This is a genomic window from Bradyrhizobium sp. NBAIM14 (assembly GCF_020193895.1).
Classification (GTDB): Bacteria; Pseudomonadota; Alphaproteobacteria; order Rhizobiales; family Xanthobacteraceae; genus Bradyrhizobium; species Bradyrhizobium yuanmingense.
In genome coordinates, this window is sequence record NZ_JADYVQ010000001.1 from 280,041 (window position 1) to 301,422 (window position 21,382).

General features: G+C 65.7%; 22 protein-coding genes. 10 read left to right on the forward strand and 12 right to left on the reverse strand.

Annotated elements, in window-relative coordinates; all coding sequences use genetic code 11:
• Positions 1-252: 252 nt before the first annotated feature.
• Positions 253-1,839 carry a DHA2 family efflux MFS transporter permease subunit gene (locus I6F28_RS01215; protein WP_225139090.1) on the reverse strand — a complete coding sequence of 529 codons (1,587 nt, stop codon included), beginning with the start codon at positions 1,837-1,839 and terminating at the stop codon, positions 253-255.
• A gap of 90 nt (positions 1,840-1,929) precedes the next feature.
• Positions 1,930-3,243 carry an HlyD family secretion protein gene (locus I6F28_RS01220; RefSeq protein ID WP_225139091.1) on the reverse strand — a complete coding sequence of 438 codons (1,314 nt, stop codon included), beginning with the start codon at positions 3,241-3,243 and terminating at the stop codon, positions 1,930-1,932.
• Between the two features lie 190 nt (positions 3,244-3,433).
• On the opposite strand from I6F28_RS01220, the gene I6F28_RS01225 reads away from it, so the two are divergent.
• Together I6F28_RS01225 and I6F28_RS01230 are read left to right on the forward strand one after the other, a co-directional pair.
• Entirely contained in the window at positions 3,434-4,069 is a 636-nt protein-coding gene (locus I6F28_RS01225) for a TetR/AcrR family transcriptional regulator (RefSeq protein WP_057026938.1), read from the forward strand.
• 41 nt (positions 4,070-4,110) lie between these two features.
• Entirely contained in the window at positions 4,111-4,452 is a 342-nt protein-coding gene (locus I6F28_RS01230) for a DUF6665 family protein (protein ID WP_225139092.1), read from the forward strand.
• An 18-nt stretch (positions 4,453-4,470) separates the two neighbouring features.
• Here I6F28_RS01230 and I6F28_RS01235 read toward each other — a convergent pair whose 3' ends face one another.
• Together I6F28_RS01235 and I6F28_RS01240 are read right to left on the reverse strand one after the other, a co-directional pair.
• Positions 4,471-5,052, reverse strand: a complete 582-nt coding sequence (locus I6F28_RS01235) for a histidine phosphatase family protein (RefSeq protein WP_225112566.1) — start codon at positions 5,050-5,052, stop codon at positions 4,471-4,473.
• Positions 5,053-5,152: 100 nt separating this feature from the next.
• Positions 5,153-6,370: an extensin family protein gene (locus I6F28_RS01240; protein WP_225139093.1), complete on the reverse strand. Its 1,218-nt coding sequence runs from the start codon at positions 6,368-6,370 to the stop codon at positions 5,153-5,155.
• Positions 6,371-6,465: 95 nt separating this feature from the next.
• On the opposite strand from I6F28_RS01240, the gene I6F28_RS01245 reads away from it, so the two are divergent.
• The gene (locus I6F28_RS01245; RefSeq protein ID WP_225139094.1) at positions 6,466-6,645 is read left to right on the forward strand and encodes a hypothetical protein; all 180 of its coding nucleotides are present in this window, start codon (positions 6,466-6,468) and stop codon (positions 6,643-6,645) included.
• A gap of 198 nt (positions 6,646-6,843) precedes the next feature.
• On the opposite strand, the gene I6F28_RS01250 is transcribed toward I6F28_RS01245, so the two are convergent.
• Complete coding sequence (locus I6F28_RS01250) at positions 6,844-7,743, reverse strand: DUF2147 domain-containing protein (protein ID WP_225139095.1); 900 nt, start codon at positions 7,741-7,743, stop codon at positions 6,844-6,846.
• Between the two features lie 195 nt (positions 7,744-7,938).
• Here I6F28_RS01250 and I6F28_RS01255 point away from each other — a divergent pair, with 195 nt between their 5' ends.
• Together I6F28_RS01255 and I6F28_RS01260 are read left to right on the forward strand one after the other, a co-directional pair.
• The gene (locus I6F28_RS01255; protein ID WP_225128356.1) at positions 7,939-8,709 is read left to right on the forward strand and encodes a DUF2147 domain-containing protein; all 771 of its coding nucleotides are present in this window, start codon (positions 7,939-7,941) and stop codon (positions 8,707-8,709) included.
• Between the two features lie 273 nt (positions 8,710-8,982).
• On the forward strand, positions 8,983-10,314 hold the full coding sequence (locus I6F28_RS01260) for a FecR family protein (RefSeq protein WP_225139450.1): 1,332 nt from the start codon (positions 8,983-8,985) through the stop codon (positions 10,312-10,314).
• Positions 10,315-10,500: 186 nt separating this feature from the next.
• Here the strand turns inward: I6F28_RS01260 and I6F28_RS01265 are convergent, their stop codons facing one another.
• Both I6F28_RS01265 and asd read right to left on the reverse strand, forming a co-directional pair.
• Complete coding sequence (locus tag I6F28_RS01265; protein WP_225139096.1) at positions 10,501-11,082, reverse strand: NUDIX hydrolase; 582 nt, start codon at positions 11,080-11,082, stop codon at positions 10,501-10,503.
• A 68-nt stretch (positions 11,083-11,150) separates the two neighbouring features.
• Complete coding sequence (asd, locus tag I6F28_RS01270; protein WP_225139097.1) at positions 11,151-12,014, reverse strand: archaetidylserine decarboxylase; 864 nt, start codon at positions 12,012-12,014, stop codon at positions 11,151-11,153.
• A 35-nt stretch (positions 12,015-12,049) separates the two neighbouring features.
• On the opposite strand from asd, the gene I6F28_RS01275 reads away from it, so the two are divergent.
• Entirely contained in the window at positions 12,050-13,714 is a 1,665-nt protein-coding gene (locus I6F28_RS01275; protein ID WP_225139098.1) for an aminotransferase class III-fold pyridoxal phosphate-dependent enzyme, read from the forward strand.
• 306 nt (positions 13,715-14,020) lie between these two features.
• On the opposite strand, the gene I6F28_RS01280 is transcribed toward I6F28_RS01275, so the two are convergent.
• The 3 genes from I6F28_RS01280 to I6F28_RS01290 all read right to left on the reverse strand — a co-directional run bounded on the left by I6F28_RS01280 (position 14,021) and on the right by I6F28_RS01290 (position 16,576).
• On the reverse strand, positions 14,021-14,680 hold the full coding sequence (locus I6F28_RS01280; protein ID WP_225139451.1) for a hypothetical protein: 660 nt from the start codon (positions 14,678-14,680) through the stop codon (positions 14,021-14,023).
• A gap of 120 nt (positions 14,681-14,800) precedes the next feature.
• Entirely contained in the window at positions 14,801-15,490 is a 690-nt protein-coding gene (locus I6F28_RS01285) for a class I SAM-dependent methyltransferase (protein WP_036003432.1), read from the reverse strand.
• Positions 15,491-15,523: 33 nt separating this feature from the next.
• Positions 15,524-16,576 (reverse strand): glycosyltransferase family 4 protein, encoded by a 1,053-nt coding sequence (locus I6F28_RS01290; protein ID WP_225139099.1) that lies wholly within the window; start codon positions 16,574-16,576, stop codon positions 15,524-15,526.
• Between the two features lie 273 nt (positions 16,577-16,849).
• On the opposite strand from I6F28_RS01290, the gene I6F28_RS01295 reads away from it, so the two are divergent.
• Both I6F28_RS01295 and I6F28_RS01300 read left to right on the forward strand, forming a co-directional pair.
• The gene (locus I6F28_RS01295; protein WP_225139100.1) at positions 16,850-17,578 is read left to right on the forward strand and encodes a L,D-transpeptidase; all 729 of its coding nucleotides are present in this window, start codon (positions 16,850-16,852) and stop codon (positions 17,576-17,578) included.
• Between the two features lie 97 nt (positions 17,579-17,675).
• A complete protein-coding gene (locus tag I6F28_RS01300) occupies positions 17,676-18,107 on the forward strand; it encodes a c-type cytochrome (RefSeq protein WP_036003413.1) in 432 nt (143 codons plus the stop codon).
• Between the two features lie 39 nt (positions 18,108-18,146).
• Here the strand turns inward: I6F28_RS01300 and I6F28_RS01305 are convergent, their stop codons facing one another.
• Both I6F28_RS01305 and I6F28_RS01310 read right to left on the reverse strand, forming a co-directional pair.
• A complete protein-coding gene (locus I6F28_RS01305; RefSeq protein WP_109144694.1) occupies positions 18,147-18,425 on the reverse strand; it encodes a hypothetical protein in 279 nt (92 codons plus the stop codon).
• Positions 18,422-19,216, reverse strand: coding sequence for a DUF899 domain-containing protein (locus I6F28_RS01310; RefSeq protein ID WP_225128364.1), 795 nt, complete (start codon positions 19,214-19,216; stop codon positions 18,422-18,424). The genes I6F28_RS01305 and I6F28_RS01310 overlap by 4 nt, the downstream gene beginning before the upstream one ends.
• 90 nt (positions 19,217-19,306) lie before the next feature.
• On the opposite strand from I6F28_RS01310, the gene I6F28_RS01315 reads away from it, so the two are divergent.
• Together I6F28_RS01315 and I6F28_RS01320 are read left to right on the forward strand one after the other, a co-directional pair.
• Complete coding sequence (locus tag I6F28_RS01315; RefSeq protein ID WP_225128366.1) at positions 19,307-20,527, forward strand: helix-turn-helix domain-containing protein; 1,221 nt, start codon at positions 19,307-19,309, stop codon at positions 20,525-20,527.
• A 29-nt stretch (positions 20,528-20,556) separates the two neighbouring features.
• The gene (locus tag I6F28_RS01320; protein ID WP_057026952.1) at positions 20,557-21,195 is read left to right on the forward strand and encodes a Vgb family protein; all 639 of its coding nucleotides are present in this window, start codon (positions 20,557-20,559) and stop codon (positions 21,193-21,195) included.
• The last annotated feature ends 187 nt before the right edge of the window (positions 21,196-21,382 follow it).

Consider the following 21,382-nt stretch of genomic DNA (forward strand, 5'->3'; position numbering starts at 1 on the left):
GAAACGAAGCGATCGGGACGCTTGGCCAAAACCTTGGCCCAATCGAAGCTGGCGGAAGAGGCCTCTAACAGGCCGCGTACATACCGAGCCAGAACGTGATCGAGGTCATCATCGAGCGCGGGCGTACGATCTGCGATTGCGACGACATCATGCAAATCTCTCCCCGGTTCGAATGAATGAGGTGCGCTTTATAGATGTGTCGCCAGCCGATTGCAACGGGGCTCGCGCGAGATCACGCACGAGTGTTGCAAATTAGTGCGCGTCGCCGGCCGCGCCGAACGGGGCAGCCGGCTTGTTCAGCAGCGCGACCAGCAGGCTGAGACCGAGATAGAACAGCGCCAGCATGAGGAAGACATCGCCGAAGCTCATCACCACGGCCTGACGATGCACGATCTGGCTGAGCTGCTTCATCGCCATCAGCGCGGAATCGCCGAGCCCCTGGAACTTCTGCATCAACATGGTCAGGGTTTCAGTCGCGGTCGCGTTGCCCCAGGTCACCCGCTCCTGCAGGCGGACGATGTGCAGGTCGGTGCGTTCGTTGAGCACGGTGTTGATGACGGCGAGGCCGACCGCGCCGCCGAGATTGCGCATCAGGTTGAACAGTCCGCTCGCGTTCTTCACCTTCTCGGGCGCGAGCGTGCCGAGCGCGATGTTGTTGGTCGGCACCATCGCGAACATCATGCCGATGCCGCGCAGGATCTGCGGCACCAGCAGCTCGTAGAAATCGTATTCGCGCGTGATAAAGGTCATCTGGTAGGAGCCGATCGCGAACACGATGAGGCCGAATGCGATCATGTAGCGCATGTCGACCTTCGCCATGAGCCGGCCGACCAGCGGCGCGACCAGGAACATGGTGATGCCGGAGACGAACATGGTCTCGCCGATCATCAGCGCGCTGTAGCCGCGCACTTCGGCGAGATAGCGCGGGTAGATGTAGGTCAGGCCGTAGAGGCCGATGCCGATGCAGAATTGCAGCGTGCATCCGACGGCGAAATTGCGGTCGGAGAAGGTGCGCAGATTGACGATCGGCTCGGCCGCCGTGAACACGCGCCAGAAGAAGGCGATGGCCGAGAGACCGCTGATCCAGGCGCAGATCGCGACCGACGTGTCCTGCATCCATTGATGTTGCGATCCTTCCTCCAGCACGTATTCCAGCGTGCCGAGGAAGCTCGCCATGAACAGCAGGCCCCACCAGTCGAAGCGGTCGAGCAATTCGAAATGCGGCTCGTCGAAATCGACCAGCGCCAGCACACCTAATGTAATGCCGATGCCGGGCACGACGTTGATGAAGAACAGCCAGTTCCACGACATCAGGTCGGTGATGTAGCCGCCGACCGTCGGCCCGATGGTCGGGGCCAGCGTCGCGACGAGGCCGATGATGGGTCCGACGATGTGGAATTTGGTGCGCGGGAAGACGGTGTAGGCCGAAGCGAACACGGTCGGGATCATGCCGGCGCCGAGAAAGCCCTGCAGCGCACGCCAGAGGATCATCTCCTCGATCGTCGTGGCGAAGCCGCAAAGCAGGCTTGCGGCGGTGAAGCCCGCCGCCGAGATCGCGAACAGCAGCCGCGTGCCGAAGGCGCGCGACAGGAAACCCGACAGCGGGATCGCGATCACCTCGGCGATCAGATAGGCGGTCTGAACCCAGGACACCTCGCTGGAGCTCGCCGACAGCCCGGCCTGGATTTCGCTCAACGAGGCCGAGACGATCTGGATGTCCAGGATCGACATGAACATCCCGAACACCATGATGATGAACGCGAACAGCCGCTTCGGCGCAATGCGCTCCGAAGCGGGATCCGCCATCATGGCAGGTGAAGCGGTGGTGGCGGTGGCCATGTGTCAGCTCGGACTCATCTCACCTCTCCCGCAAGCGGGAGAGGGAGCGCACCTGCATTCGGGGCAGCAGCGCGGCTCATGTCATCGCCCCTACTGCGGATGGACCGCGGTGGGATGGTCGAGGTCGACCTCGCTGTCGGCGTCGGCGGCGCCCTTGTTGGTGTCGACGGTGGCGTAGACCGACATGCCGGCGCGGAGCAGGTTCTGCTTCGCCACCGATTTGGGCACGCGGATGCGCACCGGCACGCGCTGCACGATCTTGGTGAAATTGCCGGTGGCGTTGTCGGGCGGCAGCAGCGTGAACACCGAGCCCGCGCCCGCCGCGATGCTGTCGACCACGCCGGAGAACTTGCGCATGCCATAGGCATCGACCTTGATCGTCACCGGCTGTCCCGGGCGGATGCGCTTGAGCTGGGTCTCCTTGAAATTCGCGTCGATATAGACCTCGTCCAGCGGCACGATGTTGCCGAGGCGCTGGCCGACCGCGACGAAGTCGCCGGTGTTGACCAGGCGGTTCGAGAACGTGCCATTGACCGGTGCGCGCACCGCGGTGAAGCCGAGGTCGCGCTCGGCCTTGGCCAGCGTGGTCTTGAGCTCGGCAAGCTGGGCCTGCGCTTCGGCCTGCTGCGCCCTGGCGACGTCGACATTGCTGACGGCAACCTCAAAGGCGGCCTTTGCAGCCTTGACCGCGGCGGCGCCCTGGTCGCGTCCGGCCTCCGAGCTTTCGAAGGTGGCGCGCGAGGCAAAGCCCTTGCTGCTCAGCGCCTGCTGGCGCTCGTAATCGAGGTCGGCGCGCTTGAGGCCCGCTTCCGCCGAGACGAGCTGCGCCTTGGCCTGGGCGACCTGGCTATCGAGTGCGGCGACCTGGCGGCCGATGCGATCGATGGTGGTCTGCTGGGTCGCGATCTTGGTCGCGGCGGCTTGGACCGCGATCCTGTAATCGCCGTCGTCGATGCGGAAGATGATGTCGCCGGCCTGGACGGGCGTGTTGTCGCCGGCGAGGATCGCGGAGATGTGGCCGGCAACGCGCGCGCCGAGCATGGTGTTGTTGGCGCGGACATAGGCATCGTCGGTCGAGATGTAGAAGCGGCCGACCAGCGTGTAATAGCCGGCATAGCCCGCAACGGCGAGCGCGAGCGCGAGGCCGACGCCGGTCAGCACGAATTTGCGCTTGCCGGATTTGGGCGCAGCGGCGGCGGGCGCTTCCGCCCCGGGTGCCGGCGGCTTGTCGGTCACCGGACTCTCCGGCGCCTCGCGGGTCGGACGCTTCGCCTCCTCGGCGACATGAGGGCGCAGTTGCTCGGCAGGGAGTGCGGATGCCTCGGAGCCAGGATCGCCGCCCGCCTGGCCCTCCACCGCTTCCTGGCGAAGGACGCGAGCCGTCTGGTCTCTCGATGCGGCCATCCAGGCCTCCCCACAAACGCAACCGAGGGCGCCCTCTGTTGCGGGCGATCTCCTCGCTGGATCTCAAATACCATTGACCGAACGGTTCGGTCAATATAGAGATTATGTCCTGCAGACTTACTGCCGCGAATCCTTCGTTGGCGTTTCATGGCCCTGATCCGAACCAAAAAGCTTCCGAGACCCTAAACCAATGGTTGTAGCTGCCGGCGAACAATTGCACGTCGTCCCGGACGAGGACAATTCCAAGCGCCGCCAGATTCTGGACGGTGCCCGCAAGGTGTTCATGGATCTTGGCTTCGACGGCGCCAGCATGGGCGAGATCGCCCGCGCCGCGCAGGTCTCCAAGGGCACGCTCTACGTCTATTTCGCCGACAAATTCGCGCTGTTCGAAGCCATCGTCGAACAGGAGGCGCTCCAGCATGGCCAGGTCGTGTTCAGTTTCGATCCCGAGCGCGAGGCCGAGACCACGCTGAAGGAGTTCGGCCTCGCCTATCTTCACCTGGTCTGCCGCCCCGGTGGCGGATCCGCGATCCGCACCGTGATGGCGATCGCCGAGCGCATGCCTGATGTCGGCCGCCGTTACTATGCGCGCGTGCTGGACAAGAGCATCAAAAGCCTCTCCGCTTACCTGAAGGCCCGTGTCGCCTCGGGCGATCTCGCGATCGACGATTGCGATCTCGCCGCCTCGCAGTTCATGGAGCTCAGCAAGGCCTCGCTGTTCCTGCCCTTCGTGTTCCAGGCGGCGCCCGCGCCGTCGGAACAGCGCATGAGTGCGGTGGTCGAGAGCGCAACGCGGATGTTCCTGGCGGCGTATAAGGCGAAGTAGCCGCGCGTTGCGCCTGCGGGCCGGGCGGCTATATTGCGGCCATGTCTCGTGATCTTCGCCCGCCGGTCGACATCCTCCACTACGAGATCGTCCAGGAACAGGCTTCCGCGCTTGGACGGATGGGCCGCGCCCTCGAACAGAGCCTGTCGCGCTTGCGCGAGTTCGACGCCGCCCACGCAGCGACCGATGTGCCGGAAGCGATGCAACCGGCCAGGCGCAAGCTGGTGCTGGAAGCCGGCCAGGCGCTTTGGATGTTCGTGGTGCAACGCGAGGCGTCCGGATTGCGCGACAGCCGCCACATCATGCGCACCTACAACGTCCCGGGTGAAGTGCAGCGCTGCATGGGATTGGCACCCGCGCCGCGGAAGCCGACCGCCGGATGAACTCCGGCTCCGCTGAGCTCAAGTCCCGACTTCTTCCATTGCGCGCCACCCGTGCAGGACGCGCCGCCCCTCCCGCGCGAACGCAAAGCAGTTGCCGCCGCCGGCGGGCTGATCGTGGATGCGGGCGATGGGATGGCCCGCAATGTGGCAGAACAGCAGCGTGCCGACTGCGCCGTGGCCGACGAACAGGACGTCGCCGGGACGATGTCGCGCCAGCACCGCCTCAGCCTCGCGCACGATCCGCGCCTGTGCATCCGCGGCACGCTCCCAGCCGCGCACGCTGAGATGAGGCGCGGCGAAGAACTGGTCGGCGACGGCTTCGAACTCGGCCGGCTTCAGGAAGCCGGTCGCCGAACGGTCGTTCTCGTGCATGGCTTCGCGGATCTCGATCATCAGTCCGAGACGAGCGGCAATGATGTCGGCGGTCTCGATCGCCTTCCGCTCGCCGCTGGAGACGATCTGCGTCGTGCTTGCGAGCCAGCCTGCATTCGCCAAAGCTTCGGTGCGCGCGCGACCCACCGCGCTCAGGCCCCATTGCGGCACCGGCACATCGGGATCGATTTGCACCTGCGGGTGGGTGAGATAGCGGACGATAGACATTGCCTTTGACGCGATCGTAGCCCGCATGGAGCGAAGCGGAATGCGGGGACAGTTTTTCCCGGATTGCGCTTCGCTCCATCCGGGCTACTGGCAAATCGGGCTATTCGTCGATGTAGTCGTCGTCTTCCCGCTTGTGCATCGTGCTCTTGCGAGCACCGAGCGAACCGGTCACCGACGGCTCGCGCCCGCTCGCATAGGGTCTGCGCGATTGCGCGCGCGAGGCGACCTCTTCGCCCGACACCGCGGCCGGCTGGCAGATCAGGCGGCGGCTGGCGCGGCGCATCAGATCGACATGGATGTGATCGTAGTGAAAGACGTTGGAGCCCGGCGCCAGCACGGTCGTGAAGTGCGCGCAGGCCCCAGCCTGCACGTCGCGCAGGAAGCCCTGCTCTTCCGGCATGCCGCGCCAGCCGTCCTTGATGGTGATGCGGCGGCCGTCGGCGAGCACGAAGGCGGAAATGTCGAGGGCGTTGCCGAAGGCGTGCTCCGAAATATGGGCCCGCGAATTGCCGTTCATCCCGCGGCAGGAATAGGCGGAGATCTGCTTGATCTCGGCGACGCGCACGCCGAACCAGCGCATCGCCGACGGCTGCACCGTGTCGGCGAGCCAGCGGTCGAGCTCGGACACGATCGGACAGGCGAGCGTCGCGGTCGGCTTGATCGCGACGGGACCGACGCTCGTGACGGGATTACCCTGCGCAGGACCAAGACGCGGCAGCGGCTGCTGCGCCGGCGCCTGCGAGTAAGGCGCCGGACGAGCCGGATAGCTCGGTGTGTTCATGTAGCGCGCCGCCCCCGCGGCATCGGTGCCCTCCGGCGGCAGATCGATCTCGTCCTCCTGCGCGGCCACGCCGGGTGCGTTGAGCGACATCGGCCCGGACGACGTGCCGTAGCCGGCGGGCTGGCGCACCGCGCTCTCGGGATAGTTCGAGCGCTGCGGATAGGACGATGCCGGATAGGACGATGTTGGATAGCCTTGGCTCTGCGGATAATTCGACTGCGGCTGCACCGGCCAACGCGGCTGGTTGCCGATGCTGCCGGGCGGGCGCAGCGCCTCGTCGGCAAAGCCATAGGTGCCGGAGGCTTCGCCGAGGGCTGCGACCTTGAGCGGAAACTCGGCGCCGCAGCTGCCAGGCCCGGAGATCGGGTCGATGCGGACGATGTCCGCACTTTCCTTGACTGCGCCCGATTTCAGGCATGCGGCTTCTGCCTCGGCCCGCCAGGGTTCGCGTTCGGCCTGGAAGAAGCCGCGACCGCAACCCGCTAGCGAAACAAGGACGATGGAGCCGACGAGATACAAACGAACTCCGCGCGTCATGCACGCACGTTCGATGAATTTACTTAAAGACTCTTCAACGTGTTGATTTCAGTGTTCTTTAACCATACCGGGCGCGGCGGCACCGGTTGCTGCCGATGACGAGCGACAGCGAGCCTGACTTTTTCGAAAAGAGACTTTCTGTTAACCATAAGGGCTGCGCGCCAAGCAGCGGGCACCGAGGGAGCGACCTCATGACGTTCGCCGGCAGATTGAGCGTGATCACCGCCTACCTCGCCATGGCCTTCGTCGGCGCCATCGTGCTCGGGATGATTTAGACTCAAAGCACACAGTGACTCTCTTCCCTTCTCCCCTTGTGGGAGAAGGTGGCGCGCGAAAGCGCGACGGATGAGGGGTTCTATCCTCGCGGCACAGTGCTTGTGGAGACAACCCCTCACCCAAGTGAATTCGTGTCGACCAGCGGAGCTGCCCTCTCCCACAAGGGGCGAGGGCACAACAATGCGCATCGCCACGAGCTACGACGGCGCGCTCCATTGAGGTGACGTCGTGATCAGCTCCTCCCGTGGCGCATCGACCCGCGTCCAGTCGTTGCCGGAGCACCAGAAGCGGCCGAGCGCGCAGGCTTCGACGTGCAGCTTGCCGGAGCTCTTCAGCGTCATCGTGGCGTAGTAGGTGTTGCCGCTGGAGCGGCTGTAGATGCTGCCGGTCCAGACATTGTGCTTCTTCGGCTTCATGTTGACGAGCACGCTCTCGCCGCGGCTCGACGCTTCACTGAGCGCGTAACCGCACAACGCAGCTCCACAGCGCTCGATGCGGACCGTGCCCTTGGCGCCGGCGCTCTCCCATTCGCCGAGCAGCGCGTGGCCCGGGTCAGTGCTGATCTGCGCCACCGCTGCGGTCTGATTGATCTCGGTGCTCGGAACGATGACCGGCGGCTCGATGCGCGGCGGTTCGAGCGCGGCGGTCTTCGGCTGATCGGTGCGCTCCAGATCAACCCGCGGCGGACCGGGCCTCAACGTCTCCAGTCTCGAAATCTCCAAGCTTGGCGCCGGCGGCGGTGCAACGGGCTGCGACGTCGCCGCGGCAAGCACGGGAGGCGCCGGTGCCGGCACCACCACAGCCGCTTGGGGCGGCTTGACCGCTGCCGTCGGACAAGCCGGCTGCGGCGCCTGGACCATCAGCGTGGGCGCCGGCTGCGCGGCTCGTGCCATGCCGACATCGTCCGTCGACCTGAGGCTACGCCTGGAAGCCACCGTGATACAGGACGCAGATCGGCAATTGCGCGGCGCCTCGACATGGAACCGGTTGCCGCCGATCGAGAACGTGTAGGCGCCGGCCTGCGCCGTCGGCGCGATCGCCAGCAACGCGATCGATGTGGCAAGACAGGTGGCAAGCCAGGTTGCAAGCCGCTGCATCTGCGTTTCCCTCGGTGTCGCGACGACGTTACGCAGCGCAGGCGAGGCTGAATGTGCGCTGCATCACCCAGGCGTTGTTCGCTCGTTGTGACGCCCATCACAGAACGCCCGACCGCCGCGGCTTAGGGTCGAACCACGCTTCATTCACCAGCGACACCAGTCCATATCGGGACCGCGCTATTTTCGGAGGTTGTCATGAACAAGCTCTCCATCGCCGCCACCGCCCTCTTCCTGGCTTCGACCGCCGCCGCGCATGCCGGCAATTCGATCTCGTTCCAGATCGAGGGCCAGCACATCCGCATCGAGACGCCGCGCAACTGCGCTTCGCTCAATTGCGTGACCATCGTCGCGCCGGGCCTGTCGGACAAGCCGATCAAGCTGAACAACATCAACCTCAAGGGTCTTGGCGGCTCCAAGGACGATGACGACGACACCACGCCGGCTCCGGCGCCCACGACGGCGCAACCCACGCCGGCTCCCGTGCAGCAGCAGCCCGTGCCGCAAGCGACTGCGCCGGCAGCGCCAGCCGCGCCCGCTGCCCCAGCCGCGACCGCTGCCGCCGCTCCTTCTGTCGGCTTCGACAGCTCGCAGCCTGCTCCTGTTGCTGCGCCTGCCCCTGTTGCCGCTCCCGTCGCCGCGGCTCCCGCGCCGGCTCCGGTGGCTGCCGCGCCCGTGGCCGCAGCGAACTCGCCGATCGGCATCTGGGCGACCGAAGAGAACAAGGGCAATGTCCGCGTCGAGCAGTGTGGCGCCAATCTCTGCGGCTATGCCGAGAAGACCAATGAGCGCATCCTGATCAACATGAAGCCCGAAGGATCGAAGTGGAGCGGCCGCATTCGCGATCCCAACTCCGGCCGCAACTACGACTCCACGATCTCGATGAAAGGTCCGAATACGATGCGCGTGCAAGGCTGCGCCTTCGGCGGCATGTTCTGCGGCGGCCAGACCTGGAAGCGCGTGAGCTGACCCGCGGAGCGCATCGCGAAAAGTAGACAACTCTTCGTCATGCCCGGGCTTGTCCCGGGCATCCACGTTCTTCGTACCGCAATCAAGACGTGGATGGCCGTGCCTTCGCCGCGCCGTAGCGGCTTCGTCCGTGCAGGCGGGACAAGCCCGGCCATGACGGAAGGATAGCTAGCCCCTGCCCCGACGACAGACGTTCATCCACCATTCAGCCACACCCCGTTGAAATCGCCCGATCTCGCCTCACGCTCTCACCGGGACTCCTTCGTGACATCAATGCTGGCTTGGCGCCGCCTCGTATTCGCGCTCGCCCTGCTGGCCTTGCCGCTGGCAGGCGCTGGTGTAGCGTGCGCATCCGAGACGATCGAGTTCGCACAGGCGCAACCGCAAGCCCAGCCAACGCCCGCGCCTTCGCCGACGGCGACGCCGGCACCGTCTGCAGACGCACAGCCCCCCGCCGTCGAGCCGATCGGCAACGTCGCGACCGTGACGGGGATCGCGACCGTGATCCGCGACAAGAATTCCTATCCGCTGCGCGTGCGCGACGATATCTATCTCAACGACATCGTGCAGACCTCGTCGAACTCCGCGCTCGGCATCACCTTCAACGACGCCACCACGTTCAACCTCTCGGCCAGCGCGAAGATCACCATCGACAATTACGTCTATGACGACGGCGGCAAGCAGAATTCGGCGATCTTCGACGTCGGCAAGGGCACGGTTGCCTTCGTGGCGGCCGCGGTGGCGAAGACGGGCGACATGAAGATCACGACGCCGACGGCAACGCTCGGCATCCGCGGCACCACCGGGGTCGTCGACGTGCCCGAAGGGGCGGCGGCGAACCGGGCGCGCAACGTCAACATCAAGCTCTATCCCGACGCCGACGGCCGGGTCGGCCACATCGATGTCGAGGAACGCGCGAGCGGCGCGCGGCTCGGCGCGCTGACGCAAGCCGCGAGCGGCTTTGCGATCCGAGCGGGCGCAGCCACGGCCGGCGGCATGCGCTTTGCTGCCGTGCCGATCATAATTCCCGCGCCGCAGATCGCGCGCGACCGCGGCTTCGTCGGCCAGGTGCATCTGGCGCAGACCGCGGGCCGGCAGATCGTCATCGAGCAGCGCGACTTCCGTCGCGCCAATCCGGCTGCGCTCAGCCGCATTCCGCGGCCGGCACAACCGCCGCAGCAGCAACAATTGCGGCCGACGACAACCCCAGGCCGGCAGCCGCAACGACCGAACGTCCAGCCGCGACAGGACAATCGTCCGGGTCAGCAGCAGCCGGGCACGCCGAGCCGGCAGGGACTACAGCAAGGCATGCAACCGCAGCCCAGCCAGCCGCAAGGTGCCGGCCGTCCACGCGCACCACAGATCCTGCCGCAGCGTGATGGACAGATTCAGCCCGGAGGAATCGTGCCGCCGCAACCGGGCGGGACACAGCAAGCAGATCCGCAGCAGCCATTGCCGCGCACAGGATTGCAACCGGGCCAGCCTGCGGCTCAACAACCAGGTATGCAGCGCCCCGGCGGCTTCCAGCCACGCCTCCCCGCCGCGCAACGTCCCGCAGCGCCGCACAGACCCGCGCCCGCTCCGAAGGAGAAGGAGCGGCGGTAGTCTTCCTTCTCCCCTTGTGGGAGAAGGTGGCGCGAAGCGCCGGATGAGGGGTTCTGTCCACTCGCCGGACCCGCTCGTGAGGATAGAGACCCCTCACCCGTCTCGCCGCTATTGCGGCGAGCCACCCTCTCCCACAAGGGGAGAGGGTGCACCTTCAATGCCGCACTGAAATTGCGCGTAAATAACTCACGCCTCGCCGCGCAGCCAGGCCTTCACCTTCCGCAACAGGCCATGCCGCAATTCATCGACGGAAGCTGCTTCCGCTTGTGTCAGCGTCTGCAATGATGCATGGATGTCGTCTTTCGCCAACGGCGACACCGGCTCGGAAACCTGCTCCGGGGCGAACAGAGGCGCCAGCCCTGCCGCCGCGAGCGCGATCGGTCCGATCTGAGTCAGGAAGACGCGTTCGTATTCGCGCGACAGACGGGCGATCGCGTCGTCCAGCGTCAGCCAGTCGACCGCCTTGATGTCGTTCATCAGTTTGCGGACCGGCCCGCCGTCGGCCTCCATCCGCCAGTAATGCACGACCTTGGAGCGCCCGCCGGACTGATAGACCAGCGTGCCCAGAAATTCGTGCACGGCCACGTCGTGGCCGGTCTCCTCCAGCACCTCGCGGTGCGCGGCTTCCTTCGGGGTCTCGCCGTCGTCGAGCTTGCCCTTGGGCAGGACCCATTCATTGCGCTTGCGCTGGCGCACGACTGCAACCAGCGGCACCGGCCCGCGCCGCAACACAATACCACCCGCCGCCATGACCGGCGCCCGCGCCATCGCCACATCCGTATGAACCGAATCGTCCCCGCCCGACGATATAGGCGGCGGGGACGGCGGATTGAAGGCTACTTTCTTCTGAGCACCGCTTGACCGGCGTGAATGCGCGTGCCTTCGGCAATGCCGTCGCAGAACGAGAAATCGCCGGGCGCGAGGATGATGATGGTCGAGCCGTGCTCGAACCAGCCGAGCTCCTCGCCTTTGCTCACGTTGACGTCGCAGGGAAAATTGACCGGGCCGCGGGTCTGCGCGTTCAGCACCATGTCGAGAAAGTGCAGGCGGATGCTCGCGACCAGGATCGCCGCCACCGGGACCAGCGTCACGGCTTCGCCGGTCGACAAATGCGTGCGGATCACCGCGCGCTCGTTCTTGCAGAACAGGCGCTCGACGCGCTTGAGCGCGATCGGGTTGACGTTCCAGACATCGCCGTGGATCAGCGTGACCCGCTCGATATGCGCGTCATAAGGCGCATGGAAGCGGTGATACATGCTCGAGGTCAGCCGCAGCGTGACGAAGGAGCCGTTGCGGTGCTGCTCGACCAGCGCGGAATCGCCGACGAGATCGAGCAGCGAATAGGGCGCGCCCTTGACCTGGAACAGCTCGGTGTCAGCGATTTTTCCGTGAGCGCCGACGATGCCGTCCGAGGGGCTCGCCACCACGGCCGGATCAGAATCGAACGGCCTCAGGCCCGGCTTCAACTCCCGGGTGAAGCAGTCGTGCAGACTCCTGAACTGCGTCTTGCGCGCCTCCGACAGATCGAGATCGGAGAACAGCTTCCACAGCGCGATCGAGAAGTCCCTCACCAGGGGATTCTCGATCTTGGAGAACCAGCCCATGAAACGAGTGAGGGCCGCGCGGGGGATGCGGTTGGTCAACAGGAAGTTGAGGTCTTCCTGCTGGGTGAACGAGGCGATGAGGGCTTTGACTGTCATGAATCTGTCAGCTCACAGGTTTAGCGCTTGTTGTCATGGAAACGACACTCCCGATTCTCTCGATGTCCGTGGCCGCCGCAGCGTCCGCTGCCGCCGTCCTCTCGAAGATCAAGGCGCGGGTCGAACTGTCCCGCGCCAAGCACCGCTCGCTCGCCGGGCACTCGAAGATGTCGCGTCGGGTGGCGCGGCTGCTGCCGTTCTACGAGTTCGAGGGTGATCAATACTTCGCCTGCGACGGCGCGCCGGCGAACATCGCAGCGCAACGCAAGGACGCCTTTTTCCGTCTCGCCAGGCTTTACGCCGAGCGCTACCCCCGGGGTCGCGCGATGACGAAGGAAGCGGCGGAGACGATCTCCGACCTGAACTTCACCGAAAGCTACCGCGTGCCGTTCCAGTTCTCGCGTCTCGTCCGCGAGCATCTGGGCACGTCGACCTTCATGGAATCTTCGCGCGGCGTCACCGTCACCGACGTCGACGGCAACACCGCTTACGACCTCACGGGCTCCTACGGCGTCAACATCTTCGGCAACGACTTCTACAAGGAGTGCATCGAGGGCGCCGAGAAGCGCGCGCACGCGCTTGGACCCGTGCTCGGGCCCTACCATCCCGTCATCCTCGAGAATGTGCAGCGGCTCTGCCAAATCTCCGGCCTCGACGAAGTCTCGTTCCACATGTCCGGCACCGAAGCCGTGATGCAGGCGGTGCGGCTGGCGCGTTACCACACCAAGCGCACGCATCTGGTTCGTTTCGCCGGCGCCTATCACGGCTGGTGGGGCGACGTGCAGCCGGGCGTCGGCAATCCCATTCCTGCGCACGAGACCTATACCCTCGCCGAGATGTCGGAGAAGACGCTGCATGTCCTGCGCACGCGCAAGGACATCGCCTGCGTGCTGGTCAACCCGCTGCAGGGGCTGCATCCTAACGCAAACGCGCCCGGCGATTCCTCGCTCGTCGATTCCTCGCGCGGAGGCCATTTCGATCGCGCGGCCTACACCGAATGGCTGAAGAAGCTGCGCGAAGTTTGCAGCGAACGCGGCATCGTCCTGATCTTCGACGAGGTGTTCGTCGGCTTCCGCCTCGCCGCCGGCGGCGCCCAGGAATATTTCGGCGTCAAGGCCGACATGGTGACCTACGGCAAGAGTCTCGCCGGCGGCCTGCCGGTCGGCGTGGTCTGCGGCAAGCGCGAACTGATGCGCCGCTTCCGCGACGACCGCCCCGCCGACATCTGCTTCGCCCGCGGCACCTTCAACTCGCACCCCTACGTCATGACGGCGATGGACGAGTTCTTGAGCCGCCTCGCCAGCCCGAACTTCCGCGCCGTCTATGATAGGCTGGAGGAGACCTGGAACGGGCGCGTGACGAAGCTCAACCAGATGATGCAGGATGCCGACCTGCCGGTGCGCTTCGCCAACTTCTCCTCGATCTGGACGGTGAAATACACCACGCCGTCCCGCTACAATTGGATGCTGCAATATTACCTGCGCGCCGAAGGCCTGGCGTTGAGCTGGGTCGGCACCGGACGGCTGATCTTCAGCCTCAACTACACCGATGCCGACTTCACCGAAGTCGCCGACCGCTTCGTCCGCGCCGCGCAGAAGATGAAGGCCGACGGCTTCTGGTGGCACGATGGCGTGCTCACCAACAAGCAGATCAAGCGGCAGATCCTGAAAGAGATGCTGGCCAAGCGCTTCGGGCGCTGAGGCTTTCTGACACTTGGCCCCGATCACCGCTCGCCCTTCTCCCTCGCCCCGCTTGCGGGGAGAGGGTCGGGGTGAGGGGGACTCTCCGCGCGTGCGGTGAGCGTTGACGCACGACAATCTGGCAGCACCCCCGCGGATAGCCCCCCTCACCCGAATTTGCGCTCCGCGCAAATTCGGCCTCTCCCCGCACGCGGGGAGAGGTGAAGGAAGCACCGCGTTCGCAGTCCCGAACACGTGGATGCCCGGCACAAGGCCGGGCATGACGTAGCCATCAGACATCGGAGCGTGTCGCGTGCGCCGCGCGCTTCAAGCGTGCTGCTCTTCGAGCACGGGCTCGTCGATGAAGCCCAGCGTGTGCTCGGGATTGAGGTGCAGGCCGGGATCCATCAGCTCGCCGCGCATCAAAGCGAGCGGAGCACCGCGATAGAGCATCAAATCGTGGAAGGGATCGGTCACGATCTTGGTCATCCAGACGAGGCCGGTCTCGACGTCGCGGATGAAGAACAGATGCACGGTGCGGAACAGCAGGCCGCCGCCGCCGACCACGAGCCAGATCTTCGCCACCTGCCGCATGAAGTCGGTCGCGCTCTGCCAGGGCGTGAAGATGCCGAACAGGGTGGGATCGACGACCAGCACCAGCGGCGACAGCGCCCAGATCGCCATCAGCACCACCTTGCGCTGCAGATTGTAGCCGACCTTGATCTCTTCCTTGTACTCGTGCGTCGCCTGATTGATGTGGTCGTAGGTGTGCGGCTCGAAGAAGAAATGGCCGGCCTGGCGCGAGGTCATCGACACCAGCCAGCCGACCAGCGCGGAGACGACGGGATCGATGAACAGCCAGACATAGGCGAAGAGGAAGCTCAGCGCGCTGATGAAGTGCAGGCTCTGATTGATGCGGCTGTGGTGATAGTAGCGATGGTCGTCCCAGCGCTGGATCCGCAGCTGCTCGAGATAGTTCTTGATCATGCTCATCCCCAAAATGCTTTCGGGTTCAGGATTTACAGAGATTCGATGTAGGCCGTGTGACATCATCATTTTGCCATGTGACGATGTGCAGCGGCGCGATGACGCACGCGACGCGTGAGCTCAAGCCGCCTTGGCGACGTCGACCTTGCGGAAGCGCACCAGCGAGAAGTGTCCCAGCGGCGGAATCAAGCGGCGCTCGGCGAGCTCGATGCCGTGCGCGCCGGCGAGCCATTTGGCGTAGCGCGACCAGGCGAACTCGGCGGTGCGGAAGCCGAGCGGACGCACCACCGGCTGCAGCTTCTGCTCGATGAAGCGGCGCATGCCGGTGTCGGCGCTGACGCGGGTGAGGATGATCAATTCGCCGCCCGGACGCAGCACGCGGGCGAATTCGTCAAGCGCCTTCTCCGGGTTCGGCACGGCGGTGACGACGTATTGCGCCATCACGACGTCGAAGGAATTATCGGGGAATTCGAGCTTCTCGGCGTCCATCACCGCGAGGCCCTCGACGTTCTTCAGCTTCTGCTCCGTCACGCGGCGGCGCGCCTTGTCCAACATCGCTTCCGAGATGTCGGTGCCGAAGATGCGCAGGTTCGGCGCGTAGAGCGGCAGCGAGATGCCGGTGCCGACGCCGACCTCGAGCACGCGGCCGCCGATCTTGTTGGTAGCCGCGATCGCCGCCTGCCGGCCCTTGGCGAACACGCCGCCGAACACGAGATCGTAGACCGGCGCCCAGCGGTCATAGGCCTGCTCGACCGTGCCGCGCGTGAGGTCGAGCTGCTGGGTGCCGTCAAGGTTCATGATCTTAGCCATCGATGAGGTTCTCGCTGTGGTTCGAATAAACGGTCAGCCGCGCACCGGCCGCCGCGCCATGCGAGGCGAGGCGCGCAAGGAGCGGCTGGGCTGCAGTGAGGTGAGGTTGCCGACGAACTGGCGCGCGCTGTTCTCCCAGGAGCGCTCCAGCGCGAAGTTGCGGCAGGTCTCGCGTGACATCGTGAGCGCGCGCAGGCAGGCGGTGCGCAGATCGTGGTCGATCGCGCCGATCGGGTGATCGGCAATGACGTCCTTCGGGCCCGTGACCGGAAACGCCGCAACCGGCGTGCCGCAGGCGAGCGCCTCGAGCTGCACCACGCCGAAGGTGTCGGTCAGGCTCGGAAACACGAATACGTCGGCCGCGGCGAGATGCGCGGTGAGATCCGCCCCCTTCTTCTCGCCGAGGAAGACTGCGTCCGGATATTTCTTCTCCAGCGCCGCCTTCTGCGGGCCGTCGCCGACCACGACCTTGGTGCCGGGCAGGTCGAGCGAGAGGAACGCTTCGAGATTCTTCTCCACCGCCACGCGCCCCATCGTCATGAAGATCGGGCGCGGCAGGTCGAGCTGTGCCGGAGCGTCGGGATGAAACAGCCCGGTGTCGACGCCGCGCGTCCAGAAGCCGAGCCGCTTGAAGCCGCGCTCGGACAGCTCCTGCCGCAGCGAGGGCGTCGCAACCATGGTCATGGCGGCGGCATCGTGGAAGTGGCGCAGCACCGCATAGCCGAGGCCCGCCGGGATGCCGGTCCGCACCGAGACGTATTCCGGAAAGCGCGTCGTGTAGGAGGTGGTGAAGGCGAGCCGGTTGCGGCGGCAATAGGCGCGCGCCGCCCAGCCGATCGGGCCCTCGGTCGCGATATGCAGCGCCTCCGGCGCGGCCTTCTCGATCCGCCGCGCGATCTCCTTCGCCGAAGGCAGCGCAAAGCGCAGGCCCCGATAGGTCGGCAGCGGCCAGGACGGAAAGCCGTCGGGGGTGAGGAAGTCGATCTCGACGTCGAGGGTCTTGGCCGCATTCGCCAGGGAGGTCAGGGTGCGGACCACACCGTTGACCTGGGGATGCCAGGCGTCCGTCGCGATTAATACCCGCATGGGAAAATCCCGAGAGTTTGATGATTCTCAGGCATCGACCATCAACGAAGGATATTTCAGGCGTGTGACGTCACAGAAGTGTCGGCGCGCTGTTTTGTTCGTTAACGAGCCGGCGGGGCCACGAAACTGTCATGAAACAATTCTTGCCGCCGTGAAACCGTTTTCGGTTTTCCGCGCAAATGTCCCGAAACGTTTTGCCGTTAGGAATTCAGGCAACGGAGCACCGCAACGGTGCCGCGGTGAGCAAAACACCGAGCAAACAGGGGCGATCACATGTTCAATCTGGACACGTTCAAGACGTTTTCGCGCGCCGTTGCACTCAGTGCCGTCGCGGTTTCCGCAATCGCATTTGCTGGCGCAGCCAAGGCCGCGCCGGTGCAGATCTTCCCGTTCTTCCAGCCGCTGCCGCCGATGACCGCGCCGCAGCCGCTGCAGCCGTATCAGCCGACGTATCAGCCCTATCAGGCGCCGACCTACCAGACCGAGCCGTCCGAGGATCAGGACGCGGTAGAGCTGCCGGCCCGCTTCCGCCGCCAGACCGTCTCTTACGCGACGCGCGAAGCGCCGGGCACGATCATCATCGATACGCCCAACACCTATCTCTATTACGTGCTCGGCAATGGCCAGGCATTGCGCTACGGCATCGGCGTCGGCCGCGACGGCTTCACCTGGTCCGGAATCCAGTCGGTGAGCCGCAAGGCCGAGTGGCCGGCCTGGACGCCGCCGCCGGAAATGATCGCCCGCCAGCCCTATCTGCCGCGCCACATGGCCGGCGGCCCCGGCAATCCGCTTGGCGCGCGCGCCATGTATCTCGGCGGCACCATCTACCGTATCCACGGCACCAACGCCCCCGAAACGATCGGCAAGCGCGTGTCCTCCGGCTGCATCCGCATGACCAACGAGGACGTCACCGACCTCTATTCCCGCGTCAACGTCGGCACCAAGGTGATCGTGCTGCCGATGACCGAGCGCCGTGCAGACCTCGGCGCCGCGAGCCGCTGAAGCGACAGGACAACGTAACGCGAACGGCCCCGGAACCCACCGGGGCCGTTTTCGTTTGCCCTGACATCCCGTTGCGCCTGTTGCGGCGCAATCCCCGATGGAGGCGCAAATGCGACCACGAAGGCAACCCTCGCCAAGCCCATGGCTGCACGCCCTCGCCGGCGCCGGAGCACTGACGCTGCTCGTGTCCGCGCCCGCCTCGCTCGCGCAGCAACCCGCGCCTGACGACGCCGGCAAGCAGGCTTTCAACAATTCCTGCCGCACCTGCCATTCCATGAAGGAAGGCGACAATCGCCTCGGTCCCAATCTCAACAAGATCGTCGGACGCAAGGCCGGCTCGCTGCCGGACTACAATTACTCCTCGTCCATGAAAGAAGCCGGCTTCGCCTGGGACCAGGACAAGCTCACCCGCTTCATGGTCAAGCCGGACGAGGTCGTGTCCGGCCACAAGATGCAGCCCTATGGCGGCATCTCGAAGGACGAAGCGGGTAAGGTGGTTGCGTATCTGCAAGCGGCGGGTGGGCAATAGATCGCAACGCGCTCTTTCCGCTGTGCGATTGCGGTGCGCTTACCGGCTGACTGCGCCCCGCCACTCCGCTATCAGCCTCAGCCACGCCGCGGCGTGGAACGCGCTCATCAAGAGATACATCGGCACCATCCCGCCGAGCAGAGAGCCCTGCCCGGCGCCGCACAGCATCTCCGCGGGCCCACCCCCGGGCAAAGCCGTCAGTACGGCCATGATGGCGAAGGTCGGCGTGGCCGCCAGCCCCAGCCATCTGGCGAGGTGGCGCGCGGCCGCGACGCCGTCGGGACTGGCGCTGGGGACCGCGCTGACCGGACCGGTCATTTCCGCTCTCCCGCGGCCTCCTCGCGGAAGGCTTTCTCGCCGGCGTCCGAGATCTCCACCCATCGCTTGTCGGGCGCGGCGCCTTCGGTGTAGCTGTCGTGCCAATTCCACCATTTGTAGGTCGGGGTCTGCGGATAGCCCTTCGGCGAGTCCTCCCACACCTCCTGGCGGCCGAGCGGGGTGATGTCGAGATAGTTCCAGGTCCCACCCATCTGCTCGTCGCCGCGGCTCTTGACGAAATAGGTGCGGAAGATGCGTGTCCCGTCTCGGTAGAACACATTCGTCCCGTGCCATTCGTCGACGCCGAAATCGGCATCGAAGCTGTCGGTGATGGTGACCCAGGGCATGATCCAGCCCATCCGCTGCTTCAGCCTGACGATGTCGGCTTGCGGCGCGCGCGAGGCGAACACCAGCGTGGTGTCGCGGGCATTCAAGTGCGAGACATGGGCGACCTGGTCGGCCACCATGGAGCAGCCGCGGCAGGCGTGATCGGGCCAGCCGAACACACCGGGCTCGAAGAAGGCGCGATAGACGATCAGTTGCCGCCGGCCCTGGAACAGGTCGTGCAGACTGAGCTTGCCGCCGGGCCCCTCGAACGCATAGGTTTTGTCGACCGCCATCCACGGCATGCGGCGCCGCTCGGCCGCCAGGGCGTCGCGGGCACGGGTATGCGCCTTCTCCTTCACGAGCAGCTGCAGACGGGCCGCCTCCCAGTCCTGCGGCGACACCACCGGTGGGGTCTGCATGGCGGTGTGTCCGTTGGTTCCTGCCTTTTCTGCTGATGTCATCATGACTCTCCAAAGCTTTTGCTCGACGTCCTGCCAACGACTTCTGGCACCAAGCGGTTGCGCGGTGGGAGTAACAAGTGTGGCGGGATTGACATGGAATCGCTGATCACTGCCGCTGCGCGCGCCTTAGAGGCCGGTGATCCGCTCGGCGCCCTGAACCGCGTCGCGCTGCGCAACGATGCGCCGTCGCTGGCGCTGCGCGGCATCGCGATGGCGCAGCTCGGAGATCTCGCCAAGGCCAAGTCGCTGCTGCGCACCGCCGCGCGTGCCTTCGGTCCGCGCGAGGCGGTGGCACGCGCAAGATGCCTGGTGGCCGAAGCCGAGATCGCGCTGGTCTCACGCGATCTGAACTGGCCGGTGAAGACGCTCGCCGCGGCACGCGCGACGCTCGAACAGCACGGCGATCTCGTCAATGCCGCCCATGCGGGCCATGTCGAGGCGCGCCGCCTGCTTCTGGTCGGTCGCCTCGACGAGGCCGAGCGCACGCTCGCCGAAGTCCGTCCCGCGATGCTCCCGCCCGCATCGCAGGTCGTCCGCGAGCTCGTGCTCGCCGGCATCGCCATCAGGCGGCTCAGAACGAACGACGCGCGCACGGCGCTCGGCCGCGCGGCTCACGCGGCGCGCCTTGCAGACATTCCGGCGCTCGTGGCCGAGGTCGACAGCGCGAGCCTGATCCTCGACACGCCGGCAGCGCGCCTGATCGCCCGCGGCAGCGAACATCCGCTCTTGCTGGGAGAGGTCGAACGTCTGGCGACCTCGACGGCGCTGGTCGTGGATACCTTTCATCACGTCGTGCGCAGGCAAGGCGCCGCGGTCTCGCTCGGAACGCGTCCCGTGCTGTTCGCGCTCGCGCGTCTCCTGGCCCAGGCATGGCCTGCGGATGTCTCGCGCGAGACGCTGATATCCGGCGCCTTTCAAGCCAGGCACGCCGACGAATCGCACCGCGCGCGCCTGCGCGTCGAGATCGGACGGCTCCGCAGCAAGCTCGCGCCGCTGGCCGATATCAGCGCGACGAAGCAGGGCTTCGTGCTGGCGCCGCGGAAGACGCGCGACGTCCTCGTGCTGGCGCGGCCCGTTGAGGAGAAGCACGCCGCCGTCCTCGCCTTTCTTACCGACGGCGAGCCATGGTCGAGCTCGGCGCTCGCGCTTGCGCTTCGCATCAGTCCGCGCACCGTGCAGCGCGCGCTCGAGGACCTGGCGCGGTCGGGCAAGGTGCAGTCGTTCGGACACGGACGGGCGCGCCGCTGGATGACGCCGCCCGTTCCGGGTTTCCCGACAGGCTTGTTACTCCCCACGCCGCTCCTGAAGACGTAGGATGGGCGCAAGCATGAGGGATCGAGCACATGAAACGTTCAGCCGCCGAGATCGTCACGGAGTATGGACCCTTTCCAGGCGTCGAGGCCGTGCATGGCGTCACCTATGACGGCACGCGCGTCTGGTTCGCTTCCGGCGACAAGTTGAACGCGCTCGATCCGGCCGACGGCAGGATCGCGCGCTCCATCGACGTCGCCGCGCATGCGGGAACGGCGTTCGACGGACGGCACCTGTTCCAGATCGCCGAGGACCGCATCCAGAAGATCGATGCGGCCTCGGGCAAGGTGCTCGGCACCATTCCGGCGCCCGGCGGCGGCGGCGATTCCGGCCTTGCCTGGGCCGAGGGTTCGCTCTGGGTCGGACAATATCGCGAGCGCAAGATCCATCAGATCGATCCCGAAACGGGCAAGATCCTCCGCACCATCGAGAGCAAGCGCTTCGTGACCGGGGTGACCTGGGTGGACGGCGAGCTCTGGCACGGCACCTGGGAGAACGAACAGAGCGATTTGCGTCGGATCGATCCGGAAACGGGACAAGTGATCGAGCAGATCGACATGCCCGCCGGCACGATCGTGTCGGGCCTGGAATCGGACGGCGGTGACCGTTTCTTCTGCGGCGGTGGCAATCGCGGCAAGGTGAGAGCGGTCCGGCGCCCGCGGCAAAGCTAGAGCACGATCCGGAAAAGTGCGAAGCGGTTTTCCGAAAAGATCATGCGCAAACAACAACCTAAAGCGCGATGACGATTCATCCTAATCGCATCGCGCGTTAGTCCTTGCGCTTGGCGTGACGGCACGCCGACGGCGCGTTCACAATCCGTAACCTGTTCGCCCCAATTCCACCCAACGGGTGCGCTCT

Coding starts and splice junctions, on each gene's coding strand:
- I6F28_RS01305 (WP_109144694.1), bottom strand. CDS start 18,425: ATGACCGGTCCGGTCAGCGCGGTCCCCAGCGCCAGTCCCGACGGCGTC.
- I6F28_RS01230 (WP_225139092.1), top strand. CDS start 4,111: ATGTCTCGTGATCTTCGCCCGCCGGTCGACATCCTCCACTACGAGATC.
- I6F28_RS01320 (WP_057026952.1), top strand. CDS start 20,557: ATGAAACGTTCAGCCGCCGAGATCGTCACGGAGTATGGACCCTTTCCA.
- I6F28_RS01280 (WP_225139451.1), bottom strand. CDS start 14,680: ATGATCAAGAACTATCTCGAGCAGCTGCGGATCCAGCGCTGGGACGAC.
- I6F28_RS01285 (WP_036003432.1), bottom strand. CDS start 15,490: ATGGCTAAGATCATGAACCTTGACGGCACCCAGCAGCTCGACCTCACG.
- I6F28_RS01220 (WP_225139091.1), bottom strand. CDS start 3,243: ATGGCCGCATCGAGAGACCAGACGGCTCGCGTCCTTCGCCAGGAAGCG.
- I6F28_RS01310 (WP_225128364.1), bottom strand. CDS start 19,216: ATGATGACATCAGCAGAAAAGGCAGGAACCAACGGACACACCGCCATG.
- I6F28_RS01300 (WP_036003413.1), top strand. CDS start 17,676: ATGGAGGCGCAAATGCGACCACGAAGGCAACCCTCGCCAAGCCCATGG.
- I6F28_RS01245 (WP_225139094.1), top strand. CDS start 6,466: ATGACGAGCGACAGCGAGCCTGACTTTTTCGAAAAGAGACTTTCTGTT.
- I6F28_RS01295 (WP_225139100.1), top strand. CDS start 16,850: ATGTTCAATCTGGACACGTTCAAGACGTTTTCGCGCGCCGTTGCACTC.
- I6F28_RS01225 (WP_057026938.1), top strand. CDS start 3,434: ATGGTTGTAGCTGCCGGCGAACAATTGCACGTCGTCCCGGACGAGGAC.
- I6F28_RS01235 (WP_225112566.1), bottom strand. CDS start 5,052: ATGTCTATCGTCCGCTATCTCACCCACCCGCAGGTGCAAATCGATCCC.
- I6F28_RS01275 (WP_225139098.1), top strand. CDS start 12,050: ATGGAAACGACACTCCCGATTCTCTCGATGTCCGTGGCCGCCGCAGCG.
- I6F28_RS01215 (WP_225139090.1), bottom strand. CDS start 1,839: ATGGCCACCGCCACCACCGCTTCACCTGCCATGATGGCGGATCCCGCT.
- I6F28_RS01315 (WP_225128366.1), top strand. CDS start 19,307: ATGGAATCGCTGATCACTGCCGCTGCGCGCGCCTTAGAGGCCGGTGAT.
- asd (WP_225139097.1), bottom strand. CDS start 12,014: ATGACAGTCAAAGCCCTCATCGCCTCGTTCACCCAGCAGGAAGACCTC.
- I6F28_RS01290 (WP_225139099.1), bottom strand. CDS start 16,576: ATGCGGGTATTAATCGCGACGGACGCCTGGCATCCCCAGGTCAACGGT.
- I6F28_RS01250 (WP_225139095.1), bottom strand. CDS start 7,743: ATGCAGCGGCTTGCAACCTGGCTTGCCACCTGTCTTGCCACATCGATC.
- I6F28_RS01255 (WP_225128356.1), top strand. CDS start 7,939: ATGAACAAGCTCTCCATCGCCGCCACCGCCCTCTTCCTGGCTTCGACC.
- I6F28_RS01260 (WP_225139450.1), top strand. CDS start 8,983: ATGCTGGCTTGGCGCCGCCTCGTATTCGCGCTCGCCCTGCTGGCCTTG.
- I6F28_RS01240 (WP_225139093.1), bottom strand. CDS start 6,370: ATGACGCGCGGAGTTCGTTTGTATCTCGTCGGCTCCATCGTCCTTGTT.
- I6F28_RS01265 (WP_225139096.1), bottom strand. CDS start 11,082: ATGGCGCGGGCGCCGGTCATGGCGGCGGGTGGTATTGTGTTGCGGCGC.